The organism is Arthrobacter sp. 3Tela_A (assembly GCF_049311025.1).
GTDB lineage: Bacteria > Actinomycetota > Actinomycetes > Actinomycetales > Micrococcaceae > Arthrobacter_B.
Genome location: NZ_JAXIOM010000077.1, coordinates 1 through 16,510 on the forward strand (window position 1 = coordinate 1; position 16,510 = coordinate 16,510).

At 66.2% G+C, this 16,510-nt stretch carries 15 protein-coding genes; 10 read left to right on the forward strand and 5 right to left on the reverse strand.

Annotated elements, in window-relative coordinates:
- The first annotated feature begins 218 nt into the window (after nt 1–218).
- Nucleotides 219–821 carry a YczE/YyaS/YitT family protein gene (locus tag TVC13_RS16680; RefSeq protein WP_422402265.1) on the forward strand — a complete coding sequence of 201 codons (603 nt, stop codon included), beginning with the start codon at nt 219–221 and terminating at the stop codon, nt 819–821.
- 12 nt (nt 822–833) lie between these two features.
- Here TVC13_RS16680 and TVC13_RS16685 read toward each other — a convergent pair whose 3' ends face one another.
- Both TVC13_RS16685 and TVC13_RS16690 read right to left on the reverse strand, forming a co-directional pair.
- Nucleotides 834–1,586, reverse strand: coding sequence for a hypothetical protein (locus TVC13_RS16685; protein ID WP_422402266.1), 753 nt, complete (start codon nt 1,584–1,586; stop codon nt 834–836).
- The gene (locus TVC13_RS16690; RefSeq protein ID WP_422402267.1) at nt 1,583–2,371 is read right to left on the reverse strand and encodes a FadR/GntR family transcriptional regulator; all 789 of its coding nucleotides are present in this window, start codon (nt 2,369–2,371) and stop codon (nt 1,583–1,585) included. The genes TVC13_RS16685 and TVC13_RS16690 overlap by 4 nt, the downstream gene beginning before the upstream one ends.
- A gap of 167 nt (nt 2,372–2,538) precedes the next feature.
- Here TVC13_RS16690 and TVC13_RS16695 point away from each other — a divergent pair, with 167 nt between their 5' ends.
- The 4 genes from TVC13_RS16695 to TVC13_RS16710 all read left to right on the forward strand — a co-directional run bounded on the left by TVC13_RS16695 (nt 2,539) and on the right by TVC13_RS16710 (nt 6,751).
- The gene (locus TVC13_RS16695; RefSeq protein ID WP_422402268.1) at nt 2,539–3,603 is read left to right on the forward strand and encodes an ABC transporter ATP-binding protein; all 1,065 of its coding nucleotides are present in this window, start codon (nt 2,539–2,541) and stop codon (nt 3,601–3,603) included.
- Nucleotides 3,604–3,669: 66 nt separating this feature from the next.
- Entirely contained in the window at nt 3,670–4,872 is a 1,203-nt protein-coding gene (locus tag TVC13_RS16700) for an ABC transporter substrate-binding protein (RefSeq protein WP_422402269.1), read from the forward strand.
- Between the two features lie 145 nt (nt 4,873–5,017).
- A complete protein-coding gene (locus tag TVC13_RS16705) occupies nt 5,018–5,938 on the forward strand; it encodes an ABC transporter permease (RefSeq protein ID WP_387014026.1) in 921 nt (306 codons plus the stop codon).
- Between the two features lie 9 nt (nt 5,939–5,947).
- Nucleotides 5,948–6,751 carry an ABC transporter permease gene (locus tag TVC13_RS16710; RefSeq protein WP_152225725.1) on the forward strand — a complete coding sequence of 268 codons (804 nt, stop codon included), beginning with the start codon at nt 5,948–5,950 and terminating at the stop codon, nt 6,749–6,751.
- 3 nt (nt 6,752–6,754) lie between these two features.
- Here the strand turns inward: TVC13_RS16710 and TVC13_RS16715 are convergent, their stop codons facing one another.
- A complete protein-coding gene (locus tag TVC13_RS16715) occupies nt 6,755–7,216 on the reverse strand; it encodes a TetR family transcriptional regulator (RefSeq protein WP_422402270.1) in 462 nt (153 codons plus the stop codon).
- A gap of 127 nt (nt 7,217–7,343) precedes the next feature.
- On the opposite strand from TVC13_RS16715, the gene TVC13_RS16720 reads away from it, so the two are divergent.
- Nucleotides 7,344–7,916 carry a GNAT family N-acetyltransferase gene (locus tag TVC13_RS16720; RefSeq protein WP_152225721.1) on the forward strand — a complete coding sequence of 191 codons (573 nt, stop codon included), beginning with the start codon at nt 7,344–7,346 and terminating at the stop codon, nt 7,914–7,916.
- Nucleotides 7,917–8,069: 153 nt separating this feature from the next.
- Here the strand turns inward: TVC13_RS16720 and TVC13_RS16725 are convergent, their stop codons facing one another.
- Both TVC13_RS16725 and TVC13_RS16730 read right to left on the reverse strand, forming a co-directional pair.
- Nucleotides 8,070–9,401, reverse strand: coding sequence for an MFS transporter (locus TVC13_RS16725; RefSeq protein WP_170287708.1), 1,332 nt, complete (start codon nt 9,399–9,401; stop codon nt 8,070–8,072).
- Between the two features lie 146 nt (nt 9,402–9,547).
- Complete coding sequence (locus TVC13_RS16730; protein WP_422402271.1) at nt 9,548–10,729, reverse strand: helix-turn-helix domain-containing protein; 1,182 nt, start codon at nt 10,727–10,729, stop codon at nt 9,548–9,550.
- 152 nt (nt 10,730–10,881) lie between these two features.
- On the opposite strand from TVC13_RS16730, the gene TVC13_RS16735 reads away from it, so the two are divergent.
- From TVC13_RS16735 to TVC13_RS16750, 4 genes are all read left to right on the forward strand, one after another.
- The gene (locus TVC13_RS16735; protein WP_422402272.1) at nt 10,882–12,546 is read left to right on the forward strand and encodes an amidohydrolase; all 1,665 of its coding nucleotides are present in this window, start codon (nt 10,882–10,884) and stop codon (nt 12,544–12,546) included.
- Nucleotides 12,543–13,787 (forward strand): M20 family metallo-hydrolase, encoded by a 1,245-nt coding sequence (locus TVC13_RS16740; protein WP_422402273.1) that lies wholly within the window; start codon nt 12,543–12,545, stop codon nt 13,785–13,787. The genes TVC13_RS16735 and TVC13_RS16740 overlap by 4 nt, the downstream gene beginning before the upstream one ends.
- Before the next feature lie 99 nt (nt 13,788–13,886).
- Entirely contained in the window at nt 13,887–15,605 is a 1,719-nt protein-coding gene (locus tag TVC13_RS16745) for an alpha-glucosidase (protein ID WP_422402274.1), read from the forward strand.
- A gap of 32 nt (nt 15,606–15,637) precedes the next feature.
- Nucleotides 15,638–16,471 (forward strand): aldo/keto reductase, encoded by an 834-nt coding sequence (locus TVC13_RS16750; protein WP_400485909.1) that lies wholly within the window; start codon nt 15,638–15,640, stop codon nt 16,469–16,471.
- The last annotated feature ends 39 nt before the right edge of the window (nt 16,472–16,510 follow it).

The window sequence follows — 16,510 nt, forward strand, 5'->3', positions numbered from 1 at the left end:
GCCCGCCCGCCCCCCCGCCGCCGCCAACCCCCGGGGGGCGGCCGGGGCGGGGGGGCGGGCACGCCCCCAGGCCAACGCAGAGCTGGTGGCAGCCCACGCAGACCGTGCCGACGCCGTCGTACGCCTGCGCTCCTAGCCGGCTCGCTGATTACCGCGTATGTCTTCCGGTAACCGGGCAGCTTTTGGATTAAAGCCGCCGGAGGAGTTTGGTTGTTCTCATGTCCGCGAACTTCCTCCGCCGGGTGCTGCAGCTGCTGGCCGGCCTCTTCTTCTATGGCTTCTCCATCGGCATGATGATCCGTGCGGGGCTGGGCGTCTCCCCGTGGGACGTGCTGGGGCAGGGCACCAGCCTGCAGACCGGCATCGCGTTTGGGCTGGTCACGAACCTGATCGGACTGGTGGTGCTGCTGCTGTGGATTCCGCTGCGGCAGAAGCCCGGAGTCGGGACCGTACTCAACGTGCTGCTGGTAGGGCCCAGCGCTGAGGTGGCGCTGGCCGTTGTGGATGAACCGGCACAGCTGTGGGGGCAGATCCTGCTGTTTACGGCAGGGCTGGTGCTCCTCGCAGTGGCAACCGGGCTCTACATCGGCGCACGCATGGGCCCGGGTCCCCGGGACGGACTCATGACCGGGATCCACGCCCGCTTCGGCTGGCCGCTCTGGGCCGTGCGCACCGGCATCGAGGTGACGGTTCTTGCCATCGGCTGGGCGCTGGGCGGCGCCGTCGGGCTGGGCACCGTGGCCTTCGCCCTGCTGATCGGGCCGATGGTCAACCGCACCGTGCCGTTCTTCCACATTCCGGCACGGACTGCCGCGGCCTGACTCCCGAACGCGTTAGCCGGGGACCACGACGGCGAGCGGCAGGCTCCCGCACGGGTGCACCGCTGCCCGGCGCCCGGCATACTCCGGTCCGCGCAGCTCCATCCGTCCCGGATCCGCGGAGTGCCGCCAGTCGCCTACGAGCAGCCGGCCGGCCGCTAACTGCGGATCCGCCGACACCACCACGCGGCCCACCCGATTAACCAGGGACGCTTCGGGGTGCAGGCGGCGCAGCGCCGGGAGCAGTATTTCCTCCAGCGATTCCACGAAAACATCCGCGCCCACCACACCCACAATCCGTCCGCCCACACTGACCGGTGAGGTGAGGGTGACGGTGTACTCGTCGGTGCAGATGAAATCCACATACGGGCCGGTCACATGGCTGGCCCCTGTCTCCAGCGGAACGGTGAACCATTCCCGCCGGGAGTAGGCCTCCCCCATGCTTTCGAGCGATGAAAGCAGCTGGTTTTCCTTGCTCCGAACCTGCCACCAGGCCATGTGCCAGGGCGCGTCAGCAACGGCGTCGTGCGCGGCCACAAAACCGCCGCCGGCAAGCGGATAGTCGCTGCCGCCCAGCAGCTCGCTCGTCAGGGGCTCGACGGCGGCATCCACGTCCCGCCGCAGCGGCGGCTCGCCGGGATCGCGGAAGAGGTCCAGCAGACAGGGCTTCCATTTTTCGAGATGTTCCAGGAGTTCCTGGAAAAAGCTGCCAACGTCTTCCGGCTGCGCTGCCGGAAACGGCTGGGATTCACTGCGGGAAATGCTCATGCTTTCCTCCTGGCGGGTGCGGGGGGTGAGGGCTCCGCCGTAGTGAGGGCGGCGGAGTGCAGACGGGTGTGTTCATCAATCAGCCAGGCCACGGAAGCCTGGACATACTGGCGGACCAGCGAGCGCGCCGTCGAGGGATCGGCCTCGGAGACAGCAGTGCAGATCCGGCGGCACAGCCGGACCATGGCAGAGTCGAAAACCGGGTCGGCGTGCGCCAGCCCCAGCAGGGAACCGTAGTCGGTGTGCAGCCGAACATACTCGCGCGTCAGCCGGGCTGACTGGCTGAGGGCCGCGAGTTCGAGCAGGAAATCGCCGACGGCGCGGTTGTTGCCACCCGCGGGGGCGTCGAGCAGATGGGCCAGAGCCTCCACGTCTTCGCGGTCGGCGGCGTCCGCTGCCAGCTCCGCAGAGGTGGCCGCGATCGCTGCGTAGTGGATCGCCAGGTCGCGCAGTTCCACCCGGCTCATGCCGGTGAGCCGGCGGCGCACCAGCACCGACCTGTCCCCGGACGGCAGCGTAATAAACGTGCCGCCTTCGCGTCCCCGCCGGGTTTCAACGAGTCCGCGGGAGCGCAGTCCGGCCAGCGCTTCGCGTGCCGTCACCGTGGCCACGCCCATCGATGCGGCCAGTTCAACCTCCGTGGGCAGCCGGTCCCCGTCCGCGAGCGCTCCGGCCGAAATCCCCTGAACTATGCGTTCTTCGACCCGGCTGGCCTTGCCTGCGTCGCCCAGCGGCGCGAAGACAGCGGTAAGGAGACGTTTCTGCGGAGCGGTGTTCTGGGGCATGTTCACGATCTTTCCAGCTTGGCGGGCCGGACGGCGCCAGCGTGCCGGGCCGCGCATCCGTAACAAGAAATTTACTTGAAGTGATCCAAATTACATATAACATCTGGTTTCATAGCTTTACTACCTGACGCGCTTCGGCGCTTCCAGCTGAAGTGAAAGGATCCACCGTGCGAGCCAGCACAGCACCTCTCTCCCCCGCCGCCGAGGAACAGGCGCCCTCCGGCAACGCCATCAGCCTCTCCTCCGTGACCAAAAGCTTCGGCGACTTCACCGCGGTCAAGGACCTGGACCTGGACATCCGCTCCGGCGAATTCTTCTCCCTGCTGGGTCCGTCCGGATCCGGCAAGACCACAGTGCTGCGGATGGTCGCAGGCTTCGAGCCTGTCACCAGCGGCACCATCAAGCTGCACGGCACCGACGTCACCGGCAAGGCTCCGTTCGAACGCAATGTCAACACCGTCTTCCAGGACTATGCCCTCTTCCCCCACCTGACGGTGGCGCAAAACGTGGGCTACGGGCTCAAACTACGCAAGACCCCCCGGGCCGAACGCGAGCGCCGGGTTGCCGAAGCCCTGGAGATGGTCCGGCTGCCGCAGGTGGCCGGCCGGCTGCCGTCCCAGCTCTCCGGCGGACAGCGCCAGCGCATCGCCCTGGCCCGCGCCCTCATCCTGCGCCCCCAGGTGCTGCTGCTGGATGAACCGCTCGGCGCCCTGGACAAGCAGCTGCGCGAACAGATGCAGATCGAGCTGAAGCAGATCCAGCGCGAAGTCGGCATCACCTTCATCTTCGTCACCCACGACCAGGAAGAGGCACTCACGCTCTCAGACCGGATCGCCGTCTTCAACGACGGCGGGATTGAACAGGTCGGAACCCCGGAAGACCTCTACGAGCGGCCCGCAACCCGCTTTGTGGCCACCTTCCTGGGCAGCACCAACCTGGTTGAAGGCGAGCTCGCCCGCCAGCTCACCGGCACGGACGGCCTGGTCAGCATCCGGCCCGAACGCATCCACCTCGCCGCACCCGGAACCCCGGCACCCGAAGGGTTCTCAGCCGTGCCGGCCACCATCGAGGAAATCGTCTACACCGGCCCGACGACGCGCTATGTCGCCGCCACGGCAGCCGGGGACCGACTGATTGTCCAGGAGCAGAACGACTCCCGGGCCACCGCTGCCTCCCGGGGAGACGCCGTTGAGCTCCAGTGGCCCTCACGCTTCAACTTCCGCGTTTCCTAGCTTCACTGCCCGGCCGGCTACCGGCCCTGTTCCACCCGCTCCGCACCCACTATGAAAGGTTCTCCCATGAAGATCACCAAGGCACTGCCGCTGGCAGCGCTCGCCTCGCTCTCGCTGGTCCTGGCCGGCTGCGGCGGGGACGCCTCCACCACGGACTCCGGCACCACCGGCATCCAGGTCCCGGACCTGCCCATGGCCAGTGAAGTCGGCGAAAGCGAAGGCCAGGTCAACATCATCGCCTGGGCCGGCTTCGTGGAAGACGGCTCCACCAACCCCGACGCCGACTGGGTTTCAGCATTCGAGGAAGAGACCAAGTGCGAGGTGAACCGCAAGGTCGGCGCCACCTCCGATGAAATGGTCCAGCTGATGCGCAGCGGCGAATACGACCTGGTATCCGCCTCCGGCGACGCTTCCCTGCGCCTGATCGCCGGCGGCGACGTGGCTCCGATCAACACCGACCTGATTCCCAACTTCGGCAACATCGTGGACGGGCTGAAGGGGCAGGTCTATGACACGCTCAACGGCAAGAGCTACGGCGTTCCGATTGGCCGCGGCGCCAACGTGCTGATGTACAACACCGACCACGTCGCCCAGGCCCCGGATTCCTGGGCCCCGCTGTGGGAAGAAGACACCGAGTACGCCGGCAAGACCATGGCCTATGACTCCCCGATCTACATCGCCGACGCAGCCGTGTACCTGATGGCCACCCAGCCGGACCTGGGCATCACCAACCCCTACGCCCTCGACGAGGAGCAGCTCGCTGCTGCCGTCGAACTCCTCAAGACCCAGAACGGCCTGGTGGGCGAGTACTGGAACGACGCCCTGAAGGCCGTCAGCTCCATCTCCTCCGGCACCGCCCACATGGGCACGGGATGGCAGGTCATCGTGAACCTGGCCCAGGGCGACGGCGGCAAGGTTGAGTCCGTGCTGCCCAAGGAAGGTGCCACCGGCTGGTCGGACACCTGGATGATCGCCGCGGAGGCAAAGAACCCGAACTGCGCCTACAAGTGGATGGACTATGCCTCCTCCGCCGAGGTCAACGCCCAGATCTCGCAGAACTTCGGCATGGCTCCGGCCAACGCCCTGGCATGCGAAGGCTCGGAAGCGAACGCAGCCCACTGCGAGACCTTCCACGCCACCGACGAGGACTACTACAAGCAGGTCTGGATGTGGACCACCCCGGTTGAGCAGTGCGTGGACGGACGTACGGACGTGACCTGCACCAACTACCAGGAATGGACCAAGGCCTGGACTGAGATCAAGGGCTAGTTCCACCCCGCACTGACCGCTGGTGGGCGGCGAAGAGAACTGCCGCCGCCCACCGGCTTCCAAACTCCCAGCCGCGCACCGCGGCACCACGTCCCACAGGCCCGCCCCAAGAGGAGAATCGGCGGAAACCCGCCGGAAAAGCGCCATGGCAGTAATCCACGAAACCCCGCCCCCGCCCGCAGCAGCGCAGGTGCAGCCCCGGAACAGCCTGGGCGACCGCATGTCCCGCATGCTCTATGCCCGGCCCAAAGCCCGCCTTACCGGCCTGCTCCTGCTGCCGCTGGGCTGGCTCGGCGTCCTCTACATCGGGTCCCTGATCCTGCTGTTCATCACCGCGTTCTGGACCACGGACAGCTTCACCTCCAAGGTCATTCCCGCGTTCACGCTGGAGAACTTCACGGAGATCATCACGGTCCCGGCCTACCAGCAGACCGCCCTGCGGACCATCGGCATCGCACTGGCTGTCACCGTGCTGTGCGCCGCCCTGGCCCTGCCCCTGGGGCTCTACATGGCCAAAGTGGCTTCCCCGAAGATGCGCGCGGCCCTGGCAATCGGCATCACGCTCCCGCTCTGGGCAGGCTACCTGGTGAAGGTCTTTTCCTGGCGCATCACCTTCTCCTCCGGCGGCCCGCTGGACTGGCTGCTGGCACCGCTGGGCATGACCGGTCCCGGCTACGGCACTGCCGCGCTGATCGTGACACTGGCCTACCTGTGGTTCCCCTACATGGCAGTGCCGGTCTACAACGCCTTCCGCCAAATCCCGGACAGCCTGTTCGACGCGTCCTCGGACCTGGGCGCCAAGCCCTGGTCCACGGTGTGGACCGTGGCGGTTCCGCTGCTGAAGCCGGCCTTCGTGGCCGGGTCCATCTTCACCTTCTCGCTGAGCCTGGGCGACTACATCGCCGCCCAGTTCGTCGGCGGCAAGACCCAGGTGATTGGCACCGTCATCGCCTCGAACATCAACCTCAACCCGCCGCTCGCCGCAGCCTTCGGCACCGTGCCGATCATCGTCGTCGTGCTTTACCTGTTCCTGGCCCGCAAGTCCGGCGCCCTGAAGCAACTGTAGGAGAGAGACATGAGGCTATCGGCTTCCGCCAAAATCACCCTGCGGGTCTTCGCCGGCCTGGTCATGGCTGCGATCTACCTGCCGCTGCTGCTGGTGATCGCAAATTCGTTCAACGCCACCACCTCGGGTGCGTTCCCCATTCAGGAATTCACCACCCGCTGGTGGGTTGCCGCCTGGCATAACGAAGGCGTGCGGGAGGCGCTGTGGACCTCGCTGAAGGTCGCATCCGTTGCCACGGTCATTGCCCTGGTGCTGGGTTCAATGGTGGCGTTCGCCCTGTCCCGCTACGACTTCTTCGGCAAGAACACCATCAACCTGCTGGTGGTGCTGCCCATCGCGCTGCCCGGCATCGTCACCGGCGTGGCCCTGAACAACACGTTCAAGACCGTGCTGGAACCGCTGGGAATCGGCCTGGGGCTGTTCTCCGTGATTGTCGGCCATGCGACGTTCTGCATCGTGATGGTCTTCAACAACGTCCAGGCACGGCTGGGCCGAATGAACCGCGGGTTGGAGGAAGCGGCGATGGACATGGGCGCCAACGTGGTCAAGACCTTCTTCCAGGTCACGTTCCCCGGGTTCCGTTCGGCGTTTGTTGCCGGCGGGCTGCTCGCCTTTGCCCTGAGCTTCGATGAGGTGGTGGTCACCACGTTCACCGCCCCGCCCGGCACCGAAACGCTCCCGATCTGGATCTTCAACAACATGGCCAGGCCCAACCAGGCGCCGGTGGTGAACGTCATTGCCGCCGTGCTGATCGTGGCGTCGATGATCCCGGTCTACCTGTCCCAGCGGCTCACCGGGGATGACAAGAAGTAACAGCTAGCGGGTGGCGGCGCACTCCGGGAGCAGCTCCGCCATCCGCTCATCACTCAGCCGGGACAGGGCCGTGAGCAGCGTGGTGATCCGCTCGCGCTCCGCCTTGGTGAAACGGCTGGAGTCCAGGATGTCGCTGACCCACAGCCCGTCCATGGCCAGGCGGATGACGACGCCGATGATTCCCGCCGGGTCCCGCGGGCCCAGGTTCGCTGCATCCAGCCGGCGGTTCAGGTACAGCAGCGACTCTGCGAGGTTGGGCCGGCTGATGGCTGTTTCCAGCAGTGCGGCCTGGTCCATGGAGCTGTTGGCCCGTACGTCGGAGAAGGCCTTGATGTAGGCCCGTTCCTGGGCTCCCACCGGATCCGGGTCCGCATCCGCCAGGTCTCCCAGCCGGTGCACCAGCTGAACGATCATGTCCTCGACGTCTTGCTCAATCTCGGTAATGGACGCTCCAGCGGCGAACATTGCGCTCTCTTTTCTTTTACCTGCTGCTTATGTCTTCCGGCGGAGGATCCGCCGGGATGAACCGGCTAGTCTAGCCCGTTTCCGCGGGGTTCTCAGCTTCGTCCAGGTTCAGCGGTAGGGTGTGGGCATGCCCCTCGAGGTTCGGCCCGCCACGGTGTTCGCAGATACTGCCGCCGTCCTGGGGCCCAAGCATCCTGATTCCAACGCCTGCTGGTGCCTGAGCTACCGCTTGCTGACGTCAAAGGAGAACCAGTCGCTGCAGCGCCGGGCCCGTGGAGAGAAGATGCGGGGCCTGCTGGGCGAAGTGCCTCCTCCCGGCGTCCTGGCATACGACGACGGCGTGCCGGCCGGGTGGGCCGCGATCCATCCCCGGGCGGACACCTCGTTCGCGAAGAACCGGAGGATTCCCGCCATCGATGACCTGCCGGTGTGGTCCCTGTGGTGCGTGCGGGTCCGTCCCGGCCACCGCGGCAGGGGAATCTCCCACGCGCTGGTGTCCGGCGCCGTCGACTTCGCGCGAGGGCACGGGGCACCCGCCGTCGAGGCTTACCCGGTGGACAACCAGGGCGAAAAAGTGGACCTGACCATGGCATACGTCGGCACCCGCAGCCTGTTTGAGGCAGCTGGATTCGTCAAGGCCGCGGACACCTCGTCTGTCCTTAACGGTTTTCCCCGGGTCCTGATGCGGCTGACCCTGTAGGCCGCCAGGCAACTGCCCGCTGACAGCAAAAGGCCCCGCCGCGGGGACCGGCGGGGCCTTGCCTGAAAGGCCGGCAGGAAGTCCATGGGGGAACGGGTCCTTCCTGCCGGCCGGATTATGGTGGCCGCCGCGCATGAGGCGGCGGCGATTGGGTCAGTCCGCGGAGACAATCCTCTTGTCCTGCACCCGCAGCCGCTCGCCGAGGAAACCGCCGACGGCGGTGATCACGGCAATGATGGCCAGGATGAGCGCGCCGCCCCAGGACTGGTTGCCGGAGAACCCGAGCATCGCAGTGGCCAGCAGCGGCATGAAACCACTGGTGGCGCCGGCAATGTTGTAGCCCAGGGCAACGCCGGAGTAGCGCAGCTTCGGCGGGAACAGTTCGGTCAGCAGAGCACCGTTGACGGCGTAGGCCACGGCAATCAGCACAATGCCGAGGGTGATGGCCAGCATGATCATCGGCGTGGACTTGGTGTCCACCATGGCAAAGATCGGGAATGCTGCGGCAGCGGTGAGGATGCCGCCCCACATGGTGACCTTGCCCGGGCCGATCTTTTCGGACAGCCGGCCCATCGCAATGGTGACGAATATCTGGGCAACGGCCGCGATCAGCGTGGCATTGACCATGATCTGCCGGTCCACGCCGAGGGTGTTGGAACCGTAGCTGACAATGAAGGTGGTGATCATGTAGAAGCCGCCCACACCCAGCAGTGCAGCCATCACGGCGACAGCCAGGCGTCCGCCGGCGTTGCGGAAGACGTCCAGGGCAGGAACCTTGGAGGTTTCCTCCTGGGCCAGGAGGTCCTTGAAGATGGGGGATTCCTCAACCTTGATGCGGATCCACAGTGCAATGAGCAGCAGCGGGAAGGCCATCAGGAACGGGATGCGCCAGCCCCAGGCGTCGAAGGTCTCCGACGGGAAGAGCAGCACCAGGGAGAAGGCGGCGGAGGAGAGCAGGGTACCGACGGGAGAGCCGACCTGGACCAGGGCCGCGAACCGGCCGCGCTTCTCGACCGGCGCGTGCTCGATGGCCATGGTGACCGCACCGCCCCATTCGCCGCCGACGGCCAGGCCCTGGACCAGGCGCAGGACCGCCAGGAGGATCGGCGCAGCGAGTCCAATGGAACCAAAGTCGGGCAGCAGGCCGATCAGCCCGGTGGCGATGCCAATCATGACGATGGTGGCCAGCAGCGCCGGCCGGCGGCCGAACTTGTCACCGATGTAGCCAAAGAGGATGGCACCGATGGGGCGGGCAGCGAAGCCGACGCCGAAGGTTGCGAAGGAGGCCAGCAGTGCCGCCGTCGGATCCATGGTGGTGAAGTACAGGCGGTTGAAGACCAGGGCTGCGGCGGTGCCGAACAGGTAGTAGTCGTACCATTCCAGCGCGGTGCCGACGAAGGAGGCGCGGGCAATGGTGCCCGCGTCCTTTCCGGAGATGGTCACGGGTGCGCCGCGTTCCCCCGGTCGAGTGGTGGTGTTAGTCACGAGTGATGTTGCCTTTCGAGCTGGCCGCACCGCGATAAGTGGGAGGCATGCGGGCCGGTGTGGGAGGTATCTCCCTGAGCGTAGTCAGGCGGCAATTGACCAAACAATGACAAATTTCACCCACCTTTTACGCAAAGATTGGGCATTTAGACAGTGCGGGGATATTCCGGGAGGGTGCTGAGGGCAATCAGGGCCCGGGAGGCCTCCCCCGGGACGGCCAGGTCCAGTCCAATGACCTGCTGCAGTGAATGCAGCCGGTTGACCACGGTGTTGCGGTGGCAGTAAAGCTCCTCCGACGTTTCCTTGATGGACCCCGTGCGGGCATAGCTTTCGGCCACCTGGAGCAGCCGGGCACGTTCGTGGTCCGTGCATTTGCGCAGCGCCTCCTGCACGCCGGAGCAGAATCCGGGCAGTGTCTGCTCCAGCAGCTCGGCTGCGATCCGCTGCCAGGCTTCCTGGACGGTCTGCAGGCCGGGGCCGCCGCTGCGCGCCAGCACCAGGGCTGATGAGGCGGCGGCCGGAACTGCCGCCAGTCCCGCAATGTCCGGGATGTAGCCGGCTGCGAACCCGGGCGGCTCCTGCTGCCAGGAGCCGGCGCGCTGCTGCCGGAAGATGTACAGGACTCCGGCCCGTTCGTAGGAATGCAGCCGGCGGTCATTCAGGAACGCACGCTGTGCTTCGGCTACGGCATCTCCGATTACCGCCAGCAGTTCGAAGGTATCCGCAGCCCGGACCCCAAGCCCCGCTGCGATGTCCTCAACATCCTGCTGCGTCTTTGGTTCTCCGCTGAACAGCCGGGAGAGCAGGCGCTGGCGGTACAGCTGCTTGTCCCGTGCCAGGAGTGCTTCGGCTTCCACGAAGGACTGCTGGATGCTTGAAACGTAGCCTTCCACCACGTCCATGACCCGGTCCATGTTGGACACCAGGACGTTGACGCCGTCCCCGTGCGCCACACGCTCCAGGCCTTTCCAGAGGACCCGAAAGTCGTTGCGCACGGCTTCCAGGAAGGACTGCAGCGGAACCCCCTGGGACGCACGGCGCGTAGCCACTTCGCGGGGCAGGTTGCGCAGGTCCGGAGGGAGCTCCAATCCGGCCATCTGGTAGAGGAACATGTCCATGGTGTCCACGGCCGTTTGGTAAACGTCCTCCTCGGGCACCTTCGCGTCGTCATACGAGACGGCTTCGAACCGGGAGAGGAAGTCCGAAACCAGCGAATCACGCTGGGTCCACAGCCTCCGGATCAGGTCTTCCCACTGGTGTCCGGAGGAAGCCTCGAGGGGAAAGGTCCGGGCGGAAGGCACCAGGTTGGGGACGGGAATTTCGGTCATCCTGCCACTTTATGGATATGCATAATTTAGCCGCCAATTATGGCGGCTTATGTCCATTGAGTGAGACATTTAGCCATAGTTGAATGGGAACAACACCCAGCAGGCTGTGCATTTCCGTGCTCGCCCGGGGACGGAACGACGGCTAGGAACCCATGCTTGCAGACCTGTTGATTACCAATGCCCATGTGCTCACCCAGGATCCCGCACGTCCGGGGGCCGGCACCCTGGTCATTCACGGCGGCAGGATCCTGGCTGTGGATCCGGACATGGATGTCCCCGCCCGCACGGTGTTCGACGCCGAGGGGCTGACAGTGGTGCCCGGCTTTAACGATGTGCACAGCCACAGTGTGTGGTTCGGCCTCGGCCTGATGGAAACAGCACTGGGGGATGCCCGTTCGCTGGAGGACGTCTATGCCGCAATTGGCGCTGCCTCAGCAGAGCTTGCACCCGATGACTGGGTGGTTGCCTCGGGTTTCAGTCCCCTCCTGCTCGGCGGCGCCCAGCCGGACCGGGACCGGCTGGACGAGGCTTCGGGCGGCCGGCCGGTGTGGATCAAGCACTCCTCCGGCCACGCCTGCACCCTGAACGGCGCTGCCTTGGACCTCGTCGCCGGGACACAGGACCTGGCGGCTGGGATTGACGGCGGCGTCGTGGTCCGCGGAGCCGACGGCCGGCCAACCGGCCTCCTCGAAGAAAACGCCATGCGGCTGGTTCAGGAACTCATGCTGCCGTATCCGCTGGAGACCATCGAGAAAGCACTGGAACTCGCCACCGCGCATTACCTCACCGAAGGCATCACGAGCGTCACCGACGCCGGAATTGCCGGCGGCTGGATTGGCCACTCCCCCCGGGAGTTCGGCGCCTATCAGTCCGCCCGGGACAAGGGCCTCCTCTCGGTGCGGATGCAGCCGATGCTGGTGCTGGACGCCCTTCGTTCCCTTTCCGGGCACTCGGACGACGGCGGCGGCCTGGGGCTGGATGCAGGCATCCGTTCCGGGCTGGGCGATGAATGGCTGCGGATCGGTCCAGTGAAGATTTTCAGCGACGGGTCGCTGCTGGGCAGCACGGCATACATGTCCGAGGACTATGTGGGCTGCACGCATAACCACGGCTACCTGCAGATGGACGCCGGGGAGCTGCGAGAGCAGGCCCTCGCCGCTTACCGCGCAGGGTGGCCGATTGCCATGCATGCCATTGGTGACGCAGCGGTGGAGCATGCCATCAGCATCATCACCGAGGCGCAGGAGACTTACGGCCTGAACTGCTTCCCCAACCGCATCGAGCACGGCGGCGTGGTGCAGCCGGAGCAGCTGGACCGGATCGCGGAGGCGGGGATTGTCCTGGTCCCGCAGCCGCACTTCATCACCGAATTCGGCGACGGCATGGCGGAGCTGCTTGGCCCCGCCCGCACCGAACTATCCTACCCGGCCGCTGGGCTGCTGCGCCGCGGCGCCGTCCTGCCCGGCAGCTCCGACCGTCCCGTCTCAAACGGGCGGCCGCTGGATGTGATGCAGTCCTTCGTCGAACGGCTAACCCCCTCCGGCAGGACGTACGGGCCGGAAGAGCGGATCAGCGCCGAGCAGGCACTGGCCGCCTACACCACCGGGTCCGCCGCAGCCACCGGCACGTCCGCTGAGAAGGGAAGCCTCTCCCCCGGCCTCCTCGCGGACCTGGTTTTCCTGGACCAGGATCCAACCACGGTTCATCCTTCCCGGATCGGCGCCACGCAGGTCCTGGGCACCATGGTGGGCGGCGAGCTCCGCTACGCGCACCCAGACCTCCCCTCCTTTCCCAACACAGCAGAGGACTCCCGATGAGCACCAGCAACTCCAGTTTCCTGTCGGATTTCGCCGTCATGTCCAGCTTCGGCGCCACGGCGGGCGGCGGTGTTGACCGCCAGGCAGGAACAGCCGAAGACCACGCCACCCGTGCCTGGTTCAGCACCTGGCTGGCGGACCACGGGCTCACCGAGGCCGTGGACCCGGCGGGCAACCAGTTCGGGCTGGCCGAGCTCGTTCCCGGCGCCCCCTGGGTCCTGCTCGGCTCGCACCTGGACTCGCAGCCGCTGGCTGGACGGTACGACGGCGCCTACGGGGTTCTGGCAGCCGCCCACGCAGTGGTTCGGGCGGCTGCCGCTGCGGAAGCAGGCGAGCTGGTCCCCGTCTTCAACCTCGCCGTGGTGAACTGGTTCAACGAGGAAGGCAGCCGCTTCACCCCCAGCATGATGGGCAGCGGTGTCTTTACCGGCAAGCTGCCCCTTGAAACGGCGCGCGCCACCTCTGACCTGGCTGGCACCACCGTGGCCCAGGCGCTGGGCAGCCCGTCCGCGCCGGGCACTACCCCAACCTTGGACTCCGTTGCCCGCTACGCGGAAATCCATATTGAACAGGGCCGGATCCTGGAGGAGACCGGGACCCAGGTTGGCATTGTGGACAAGACCTGGGCTGCCGCGAAGTACCGGGTCACGGTTGACGGAGACCAGTCCCACACCGGGTCCACACGAATGGTTGACCGGCGGGATGCCCTGTACGGGGCAGCGCTGGTTATCGCCGCGGCCCGGGAGCTTACGGAGGAATTCGAACCGGGCCTGCTGCACAGCTCGGTCTCCCAACTGCAGGTCCTGCCCAACTCCCCGGTGACCATCGCCCGCCAGGTCGTCATGAACCTGGACCTCCGCTCACCGGATGAAGCCGTGCTGGCCCGAGCCATGGAACTGCTGGGCAAGCACATCGCCGAGGCTGAAACCCGCTCCCGCACGGAGGTCTCCCTGGCCCTGACACACCAGTGGGGCCTGAACCCGTACCAGCCTGCCGGCGTCCAGCTGGGCCGTGCCGCGGCAGCTGCGCTTGGTTTCAGCCACAGGGACATCATGACCGTGGCAGGTCATGACTCCACCAACCTCAAGGACCATGTGCCCACCGTGATGCTGTTTGTACCCAGCGTGGAGGGCATCTCGCACAACGAAGCTGAATTCACCCGTGATGAAGACGCCGTTCGCGGCGTCGAACTCCTTACCGAGGTGGCGCGGCGGCTGGTCCGCGGAGATTCGATGGAGTGATTCTGCCGCCGGAGCGCGCCGGGGCAGCGCCGGGTCCCTTCTGGCCCGCCCTTCCCGGCGCGTAGACTTCCACGCACTGCCTGCGAAAGGAGCCCGGCCATGAGCGATCCGCACCAGCCAGCATGGTGGACCAGCGCCGTCGTCTACCAGATCTATCCGCGCAGCTTCGCGGACGGCAACGGGGACGGAATCGGGGACCTGCGCGGAATCCTCGCCCATGTGGACTATCTGCAGGATCTGGGGGTCGACGTCGTCTGGTTGTCCCCGGTGCACGAGTCGCCGCAGCGGGACAACGGGTATGACATCTCCAACTACCGCCGGATCGACCGCCTGTTCGGCACGGAAGAGGACTTCGACGAGCTGCTCGGACAGCTGCATGTGCGCGGCATGAAACTGGTGATGGACCTGGTGGTCAACCACACCTCCAGCGAGCACCCCGTGTTCCAGGAAGCCCGGAAGTCACGGGAGAACCCGTACCGGGACTATTTCTGGTGGCGGGACGCCCGGCCGGGCTTTGAACCCGGGGAACCCGGCGCGGAGCCGAACAACTGGGGCTCGCACTTCGGCGGACCGGCCTGGACTTTCGAGCCGGAGACCGGACAGTACTACCTGCACCTGTTTACGCCGCACCAGCCGGACCTGAACTGGGAGAACCCGGCCGTTCGGCACGAGGTCTACGAGACGATGCGCTGGTGGCTGGACAGGGGCGTGGACGGCTTCCGGATGGACGTCATCAACTTCATCTCCAAGGACCTGGCGCTGCCCGACGGCCTGGTGGGACCGGGCAGTGTCTGGGGCGACGGTTCCCCGCACTTCACCAACGGGCCCCGGATCCACGAGTTCCTGCAGGAGATGCGCCGCGAGGTCTTTTCAGGGCGCGACGGCGACTTTCTCACCGTGGGCGAAACCCCCGGCGCCACGGTGGACCAGGCGCTGCTCTATACCGACCCGTACCGGGCGGAACTGGACATGGTCTTCCAGTTCGAGCATGTGAGCCTTGACCAGGCCGGCGGGCGGAAATGGGATTACCGGCCCCTGAGTCTCCCGGACCTGAAAACGTCCTGGAACCGCTGGCAGCGCGGACTGGCGGACCGCGGCTGGAACAGCCTCTACCTCAGCAATCACGACCAGCCCCGGCATCTCTCGCGCTTCGGCAACGACGGCGCCTACCGGTATGAATCCGCCACCCTGTGGGCCACGCTGCTGCACCTGCAGCGCGGCACGCCGTACGTGTACCAGGGCGAGGAAATCGGCATGACAAACGCCGGGTTCACTTCGATCGACCAGTACCGCGACGTCGAATCGCTGAACTTCTACGCTGAATCCACAGCGCAGGGCATGCCCGCCGGGGAGGCCCTCGAAGCACTGCGCGCCATGAGCCGGGACAATCCCCGCACCCCGATGCAGTGGACTGCCGGCCCGAACGCGGGCTTCACTGAGGGCCGGCCCTGGATCGACGTCAATCCGAACCATGTGGACGTCAATGCCGAAGCCGACCGTTCCGCGGAGAAATCGGTCTTTCGGTATTACCAGGACCTCATCCGGCTCCGGCACACCCACGATGTGGTTGTTCTTGGCGACTTCCACTTGGAGGCGCCTGAACACCCGCACCTGTTCGCCTACCGCAGGACCCTGGACGACGCGGCCTGGCTGGTCCTCGCCAACGTCTCCGGGGACGTCCTGGAGGTTCCGCTGGGGCTCGCGGACGACGGTCCGTTGATTCTTGGCAACTACGCCGAGGCAGGCGGTGCCGGGAACCTTCGCCCGTGGGAGGTGCGGGTCCTGGACGTTTCTGAAACCGTGAGCTGGGTTGGCTAGGCTCGGACAACAGCCACAGTGAAAGGAAGCGCATGCCGAACTCCACCGTCCCCACCGTTACCCTCCGCAACGGACTCGAACTGCCCGCCCTCGGGATGGGTACGTGGCCCATGGACGATGCGCAGGCCGCCGACGCCGTTGCCACCGCTGTTGAGACGGGGTACCGCCTCTTCGACACCGCGGAGAACTACGGCAACGAGGCAGGAGTCGGCGAAGGCATCCGGCGCAGCGGCATTGCCCGCAGTGACGTGGTGATCACCACCAAATTCAACAAGCGCTGGCACAGCCGCGACGGCGTCCGCCAGGCCTTCTCCGCGTCAGCGCAAAGGCTCGGCACCGACTACATCGACCTGCTGCTGGTGCACTGGCCCAACCCTGACCAGGACCAGTACGTTGAAGCAGTGCTCGGGCTGAATGATCTGCTCGAAGAAGGCCTGATCCGCGGCATCGGAGTTTCCAACTTCAAGCCGGCCCACCTGCAGCGCCTCGCTGACGCCGGTGTCATCCCGGACCTGAACCAGATCCAGGTGGATCCCCGCCACATCCGCGAAGCGTCCCGCCAGGCAAACAACAGGCTCGGCATCGTGACCGAGTCATGGAGCCCGCTGGGGCGCGACGGCGGCCTGTTGGAGGACACTGCAGTCACCGCGCTGGCCGCGAAGTACGGAAAGACCCCGGGACAGATCGTGCTGCGCTGGCACGTCCAGCAGGGGCTGGTTCCCATCCCGAAGGCATCTTCGCGGGAACACCTGGCGGAAAACCTGGCAGTCTTCGATTTCGCCTTGGAAGAAACGGAAATCGCGGATCTTTCGGCGCTGGACACCGGAGAAGCCGGGATTCTGGACTCCGACAGCTTCGGCCACTGACCCCCGCCGCCCCCCCCCCCCCGGGTTAGCGGGCGGGGG